Annotated in this window: 6 protein-coding genes; all 6 read right to left on the bottom strand. The window is 69.4% G+C overall.

The features are described 5' to 3' along the window. Positions 1 to 148 precede the first annotated feature (148 nt). The 6 genes from ACWC1K_RS34330 to ACWC1K_RS34305 all read right to left on the bottom strand — a co-directional run bounded on the left by ACWC1K_RS34330 (position 149) and on the right by ACWC1K_RS34305 (position 6,289). Positions 149 to 1,138 carry a zinc-dependent alcohol dehydrogenase family protein gene (locus ACWC1K_RS34330; protein WP_450836831.1) on the bottom strand — a complete coding sequence of 330 codons (990 nt, stop codon included), beginning with the start codon at positions 1,136 to 1,138 and terminating at the stop codon, positions 149 to 151. After that, entirely contained in the window at positions 1,135 to 1,983 is an 849-nt protein-coding gene (locus ACWC1K_RS34325; protein ID WP_450752527.1) for a carbohydrate ABC transporter permease, read from the bottom strand. Before ACWC1K_RS34325 ends, ACWC1K_RS34330 begins: the two co-directional genes overlap by 4 nt. Continuing rightward, positions 1,980 to 2,918, bottom strand: a complete 939-nt coding sequence (locus tag ACWC1K_RS34320; RefSeq protein ID WP_450836830.1) for a carbohydrate ABC transporter permease — start codon at positions 2,916 to 2,918, stop codon at positions 1,980 to 1,982. Before ACWC1K_RS34320 ends, ACWC1K_RS34325 begins: the two co-directional genes overlap by 4 nt. Next, entirely contained in the window at positions 2,915 to 4,288 is a 1,374-nt protein-coding gene (locus tag ACWC1K_RS34315; protein WP_450836829.1) for an ABC transporter substrate-binding protein, read from the bottom strand. The genes ACWC1K_RS34320 and ACWC1K_RS34315 overlap by 4 nt, the downstream gene beginning before the upstream one ends. Positions 4,289 to 4,400: 112 nt before the next feature. Beyond that, positions 4,401 to 5,180: a DeoR/GlpR family DNA-binding transcription regulator gene (locus tag ACWC1K_RS34310; RefSeq protein ID WP_344403838.1), complete on the bottom strand. Its 780-nt coding sequence runs from the start codon at positions 5,178 to 5,180 to the stop codon at positions 4,401 to 4,403. 284 nt (positions 5,181 to 5,464) lie between these two features. Then, on the bottom strand, positions 5,465 to 6,289 hold the full coding sequence (locus ACWC1K_RS34305) for an NAD-dependent epimerase/dehydratase family protein (RefSeq protein ID WP_450836828.1): 825 nt from the start codon (positions 6,287 to 6,289) through the stop codon (positions 5,465 to 5,467). Between the last annotated feature and the right edge of the window lie 231 nt (positions 6,290 to 6,520).

Raw genomic sequence — 6,520 nt, 5'->3', positions numbered from 1 at the left:
CGGCCAGCGCTGGGACAAGCTCGACACCGATGACCAGTCGTACTGGGAGCACCAGGCTGCCGCAGTACGCCGCGCGGTCGACCGTGGAGGCTTCACCGGGGGCTGGCCCCCGGGTCGGGACGGGTAGGGGCGGCGGGGGCGAGACCCCCTACGGCACCACCACGATCTTGCGGCCCACCCCCGCCGCGAACTGCTCCAGCGCCTCCGGATACCGCTCCAGCGGAATCCGGTCGCTGATGAAGACCTCCGGATCCAGCACCCCGTTCGCGAACAACTCCGCCGCCCGCTCGAAGCTGTGCAGGACCGCCATGGAGCCCGTGATGGTGATCTCCTCGTTGTAGATGCGGTATGGATCGATCGTCACCCGAGTCGCATAGTCCGCCACCCCGAACTGCAGAAACGTCCCCGCCTTCGCGACCCGCCCCAGCCCGTCCTGGATCGCGGCCGCGTTCCCGGTGGCGTCGACCACGACGTCCCAGCCCTGCGGCCGGTCCAGTTCGTCCGCGTTCGCAGCCGACGCCGACACCCCCAGCCGTACCGCCGTCTCCAGCCGCGCCGGGTTGAGGTCGACCACGTCCACGCTCGCCGCTCCCGTGCGCTTGGCGAGCTCCAGCATCATCAGGCCCATCGTCCCCGAGCCGTAGATCAGGACGTGGGCGCCCAGGCGTGACTGCAGCACGTCGTAGCCCCGGACGGCACAGGAAAGGGGCTCCACCAGGGCCGCGTCCTCGGTACGCACGTGCTCGGGCAGTTTCACGCAGTTCGCCACCGGGGCCACCGCGAACTGCGCCGCGCCCCCGGCCGTCGTGACGCCGATCGCGGCCCACCGTTCGCAGAGGTTGTTGTGGCCCGTACGGCAGTACCGGCACTCGTAGCAGTAGAGCGACGGGTCGACCGCCACCCGGTCGCCGACGGCGACCTCCGTGACCTGGGTGCCCACCCCGACCACCTGGCCCGCGAACTCGTGTCCGGGCACGATCGGCAGCTTGGGTGCGAATTCGCCCTGGAGGATGTGCAGGTCCGTGCCGCACAGGCCGCAGGCGGCGACCTCGACGACGACCTCGCGCGGGCCGGGTGTCGGGTCGGGGACCTCGGTGACGACGGCGCGGCCCACGGACTCGATGACGGCGGCCTTCATTTGACGGCTCCCAGTGACAGGCCCTGGACCAGCTTGTCCTGGGCGGCGAACCCCGCGGCGAGCACCGGCAGGGAGATGACGAGCGACGCGGCGCACACCTTCGCCAGGAACAGGCCCTGGCTGGTGATGAAGCCGGTCAGGAAGACGGGGGCCGTCTCGGCCACCACGCCGGTCAGTACTCGGGCGAACAGCAGCTCGTTCCAGCTGAAGATGAAGCAGATCAGGGCCGTCGCTGCGATGCCCGGCAGGGCGATCGGGGCCACCACGCGGGCGAGGATCGTCGGCAGCCGGGCGCCGTCGATCTGCGCCGCCTCGATCACCGCGACCGGCACCTCGGCGAGGAAGGACTGCATCATCCACACCGCGATCGGCAGGTTCATGGAGGTGTAGAGGATGACCAGCAGCCAGATGTTGTCCAGCATCTCGGTGTTCTTGGCGAACAGGTAGATCGGGAGGAGCCCCGCCACGACCGGCAGCATCTTCGTGGACAGGAAGAAGAACAGGACGTCCGTCCACTTCTTCACCGGGCGGATGGAGAGGGCGTATGCCGCGGGGAGGGCCAGCAGCAGGACCAGGACCGTCGAACCCACCGACGCCACCGCCGAGTTGACCAGCGCCGGCCAGGGGCTCGCGCCGCCGCCCGTGCCGAAGAACTCGCGGTAGCCGTCGAGGGTGAGGGCGGCGCCGAAGGACGGCGGGTTGGTCGCGGCGTCCGACTCCGAGTGGAAGGACGTCAGCGCCATCCAGGCGATGGGCAGGAAGAAGACGAGGCCGAGCAGCCAGGCCACCAGGCCCAGGCCGACTCCCTTGCGGCGGGGGCTCGTTCGTACGGCGACCGTGCTCATGCGCGGGACACCTCCTCGCGGAACAGGGACGACACGACGCGCAGGGCGAAGGTCGCGATGATGATCGAGCCGATGACCACCAGGACGCCGGCGGCCGAGGCCAGGCCGTTCTCGTGGGCCTGGTAGAAGCTCTGGTAGACGGTGTAGGGGAGGTTGGCGGTGCCCAGGCCGCCGGAGGTGATGGTGAAGACCGCGTCGAAGTTCTGGACGATGTAGATCGAGCCGAGCAGGGCGCCCAGTTCCAGATATCTGCGCAGGTGCGGGAGCGTCAGATGGCGGAAGATCTGCCAGTCGTTCGCGCCGTCCACGCGTGCGGCTTCGAGTTGCTGGCTGTCGCGGCTCTGCAGGCCGGCCAGCAGGATCAGCATCATGAACGGCGTCCACTGCCAGATCAGGGAGGCCTCGACCGCGAGCAGCGGAGTGTGGGAGATCCAGTCCGGCTGCGGGCCGCCCACGTAGTGCAACAGGCCGTTGAGCAGGCCGTATTCGGGGTTGTAGAGGACGTGCTTCCACAGCAGGGCCGCGGCGACCGGGACCACCAGGAAGGGTGCGATCAGCAGGGTGCGGACCACTCCCCGGCCGCGGAACCTCCGGTCCAGGAGCAGTGCGAGGACCAGGCCCAGGACCAGGCTGACCAGGACCACCGTCACCGTCAGCAGGACCGTTGTCCACACCGAGTGGCGCAGGTCGGCGTCGGAAAGGACCTGCTGGTAGTTGTCGAAGCCGGTGAAGTGGCGGGCCTTGGGATACAGGGCGTTCCAGTCGAAGAACGAGATCACCAGGGTGGCCACGAACGGCAGCTGGGTCACGACGATCATGAAGACCAGGGCGGGCAGCAGTGGGGCCCGGGTGGACCAGGCCTTCAGCCGGGCGGAGGGCCTGCGGGTGGTGCGTACGGGAGTTGCGGCCAGGGGAGCCGTTGTCGTGGCGGTCATCGTCCCTCGTACTCCTTCGAGATCTTCTCGGCGAGCTGCTGGGACTTGCGCAGCGCCGAGTCGACGGACTGGCGTCCGGCGATCGCCGCGCTGATCTCCTGGGAGACCTTGGTGCCGAGATCGGTGAACTCGGGGATGCCGACGAACTGGATGCCGGGCGCGGGGCGCGGCTGCACCCCCGGGTTGTTGGGCCTGGCGCCCTCGATGGCCTCCCTGGTCATCTCCTGGAAGGCGCCGGCCTCCTTGCGGTAGTCCGCGTTGGTGTACGTCGACGCGCGCTTGCCCGCGGGGACGTTGGACCAGCCGCTGGTGTCGCCGACCAGCTGCTCGTACTGCTTGCTGGAGGCCCAGGACACGAACTTCCAGGCCTTGTCGGGGTTGCGGGAGGCCTTCTGGATGCCCCAGGCCCAGGTGTAGAGCCAGCCGGCGGAGTCCGTCTTCTCGACGGGGGCGGGGGCGTAGCCCAGCTTGCCCTTGACGGGGGAGCCCTTCGCCTCCAGGGAGCCGGCGGCGGAGGTGGCGTCGTACCACATGGCGACCTTGCCCTGGGTCATGTTGTTGAGGCACTCCGCGAAGCCGGACTGGGCGGCCCCCGACTCACCGTGCCCCCGGACCAGGTCGACGTAGAACTTCGTCGCCTTCTCGAAGGCGGGGGAGTCGAGTTCGGCCTTCCAGTTCTTGTCGAACCAGGTGCCGCCGAAGGTGTTCACCACGGTGGTGAGGGGGGCCATGACTTCGCCCCAGCCGGGCAGGCCGCGCAGACAGATGCCGCGCATCCCGGACTTCGCCCCGTCGACCTCGGCGGCCAGCTTGGCCACCTGGTCCCAGGTGGGGTGGGCCGGCATCGTCAGGCCCTTCTCGGCGAAGATGTCCTTGCGGTACATCAGGAAGGACGACTCGCCGTAGAAGGGCTGGCCGTAGAGCTTTCCGTCGTCGGCGGTCAGGGACTGGCGCATCGGCTTCAGGACGTCCTGCTCGTCGTAGCCGGGGTCCTTGGCGACGTACGAGTTCATCTCGTGCAGCCAGCTGTTCTTGGCGTAGATCGGGATCTCGTAGTTGCTGAGCGTCGCCACGTCGTACTGGCCCGCCTGGTTGGCGAAGTCCTGGCTGATCTTGTCGCGGACGTCGTTCTCCGGCAGGACGGTGAAGTTCACCTTGATGCCGGTCTCCTTGGTGAAGTGCGCCTTGGTGAGCTTCTGCAGCTCCACCATCTGCGGGTTGTTGACCATCAGGACGTTGACGGAGTCGCCGCCGGAACCGGACCCGCCCGCCCCGACCCAACAGCCGGAGAGCAGCGGGGCGAGCAGCGTCCCTGCGGCGGCCATGGCGAGCGTGGCTCGCGGCGGCCGTCGTCGGCTCTGGGTGCGCATGGATCGCTCCTGAACATATGGGGAGATAAAGGGCGGTTGCGGGCGTGGGAGTGCCCTGGGGGAAGGCGAATTGGACGTGCGGACGCGCACAGCGCGGGCGCGGACGAGTTCCCTAGACGCGGATGACCTGTGGGCCCAGCAGTGAGTAGCGGTGCGCCTCGGACGAGGGGAGCAGGGTGCTCGTGACGATCGTCTCCAGAGCGCCGATCTCCGCGAACCGGCAGAAGCTGACCGCCCCGAACTTGGTGTGCACGCCGGCGAACACCGTGCGGCGCGCGGCCCGGATGGCCTGCGCCTTGACCTCGCTGACCGCGGGGTCGGGGGTGGTCAGGCCGTGCTCGCGGGAGATGCCGTTGGCGCCGATGAAGGCGAGGTCGAGGACGAAGCCGGCCAGCATCTTCGTCGTCCAGTGGTCGACGGTGGCCAGGGTCCCGGGGCGGACCCGGCCGCCGAGCAGCAGCACGGAGACGGCGTCGGCCTCGGCCAGTGCGCCCGCGACCGGCAGGGACGCGGTGACCACGGTCAGCGGCCGGTCCCTGGGCAGTGCCTCGGCGATGAGCTGCGGGGTGAAGCCCTCGTCGACGAAGACGGTCTCGGCGTCCCCGAGCAGCTCGGCCGCGGCGGCCGCGATCCGGCGCTTCTCGGGTACGTGGCTGGTGGCGCGGAACTCGAGCGTCGTCTCGAAACCGGCGCTCTCCACGGGGTAGGCGCCGCCATGGGTGCGGCGGACCAGGCCGTGGTCCTCCAGGGCCCGCAGATCCCGCCGTACGGTCTCCTTGGCCACGCCCAGTGCGGCGGCGAGCGCGGTGACGTCCACCGAGCCGGTGGCGCGCGCGGCCCGCACGATCTCCCGCTGGCGCTCTTCTGCCGTCTTCGCAGAGTTCGCCGTCATCGCCGTCACCCGCTCCCGTGCCGTGCTGCCCGTTCGGGCCCGGTGGGGCCCTCGCAGGAAGTTCTACCCCCGGGCTGCGGCGCTGACCAGGCCTGTTGCAGGGCCGATGCTGCCCGTGTGTGCCCGTTTGCCGAGCGGAGTGCCCGCCTCGGACCTGCGGGGCTGTGGGCCGGGGCGTGAGATCGGGCAGCTGCGATGCCCGAATACGAGGGCGGACGGGCCCGTTCGGTGCCCGCCCGCCCTCGCGAACGATCGTTTCCCGCCTTTCGACGGCGTCGGTGACCTCAGTACGGCCAGATCGGCGGGTCGCTGACGAAGTGACCGCCCAGGTAGGCGTGGGCGATGTTGTCCGGCTCCAGTTCGCCCTGGTCGGCGATCAGTTTTGCCGCGTACGGCTCGGAGTCGTCCTGGGGGTCGTAGCCGAGCGCCCGTGCCGTGGACAGGTCCCACCACAGGCGGGTGTTGGCGGAGGAGCCGTAGACGACGGTGTGACCGACGTTCTCGGCGGTCAGGGCCGCGTGGAAGAGGCGGGCGCCGTCGGCCGGGCTCAGCCAGATGGACAGCATGCGCACGCTGGTGGGCTCGGGGAAGCAGGAGCCGATGCGCACCGAGACCGTCTCCAGGCCGTGCTTGTCCCAGTAGAGCTGCGCGAGGTCCTCGCCGAAGGACTTGGACAGTCCGTAGAAGGTGTCCGGGCGGCGCGGGGTGTCGATGGGGATCAGCGCGCTTGCCTCGAGAGGTGTGTCCCCCTGGGGGCGGGGGGTGAAGCCGACGGCGTGGTTGGAGGAGGCGAAGACGATGCGGCCCACGCCCTCCTCGCGCGCGGCTTCGTACAGGTTGTACGTGCCCTCGATGTTCGCCGCGAGGATCTTCTCGAAGGGGGCTTCGAGGGAGATGCCGGCCAGGTGGATGATCGCGTCGACGCCCCGCACGGCCTCGCGCAGGGCCTTCTTGTCGGCGAGGTCCGCGGTGACGGCGTCCGGGTCGCCCTCGATCGGGCGTACGTCGAGGAGGCGCAGCTCGTAGCCGAAGGCCGGCAGGAGGTTCCGCATCAGGGTGCCGAGCCCGCCGGCGGCGCCGGTGAGCAGAACGGTGCGGGGGGCTGGCATCCTCGCTTCTCCTTCGGTCGGCGGGCGCATGCGTGCACCTTATTCACATCCATGGACACGCTAGGGAGCCGGGCCGGACCCCGTCAAGTGCTCTGCGAAATGCTGAAATCCGCTGATGTGATGGCGGTGAGCGCGCTTGACCGGTCGTAAAGGGGCACCTTAGCGTGGTGGCGTTCAGAAATGTAGACGCAGATCATGAGCGTGGAATCGGTATCGGAATCGGGAGTGCCC

The sequence above is a fragment of the Streptomyces sp. NPDC001492 genome, from assembly GCF_053597275.1.
Note: the sequence above shows the minus strand (reverse complement) of the source record. Positions and strands in the feature narration are given on the sequence as shown.

Excerpts from the sequence above, each read along its gene's own strand:
- ACWC1K_RS34330 (WP_450836831.1), bottom strand. The coding sequence starts at position 1,138 with ATGAAGGCCGCCGTCATCGAGTCCGTGGGCCGCGCCGTCGTCACCGAG.
- ACWC1K_RS34325 (WP_450752527.1), bottom strand. The coding sequence starts at position 1,983 with ATGAGCACGGTCGCCGTACGAACGAGCCCCCGCCGCAAGGGAGTCGGC.
- ACWC1K_RS34320 (WP_450836830.1), bottom strand. The coding sequence starts at position 2,918 with ATGACCGCCACGACAACGGCTCCCCTGGCCGCAACTCCCGTACGCACC.
- ACWC1K_RS34315 (WP_450836829.1), bottom strand. The coding sequence starts at position 4,288 with ATGCGCACCCAGAGCCGACGACGGCCGCCGCGAGCCACGCTCGCCATG.
- ACWC1K_RS34310 (WP_344403838.1), bottom strand. The coding sequence starts at position 5,180 with ATGACGGCGAACTCTGCGAAGACGGCAGAAGAGCGCCAGCGGGAGATC.
- ACWC1K_RS34305 (WP_450836828.1), bottom strand. The coding sequence starts at position 6,289 with ATGCCAGCCCCCCGCACCGTTCTGCTCACCGGCGCCGCCGGCGGGCTC.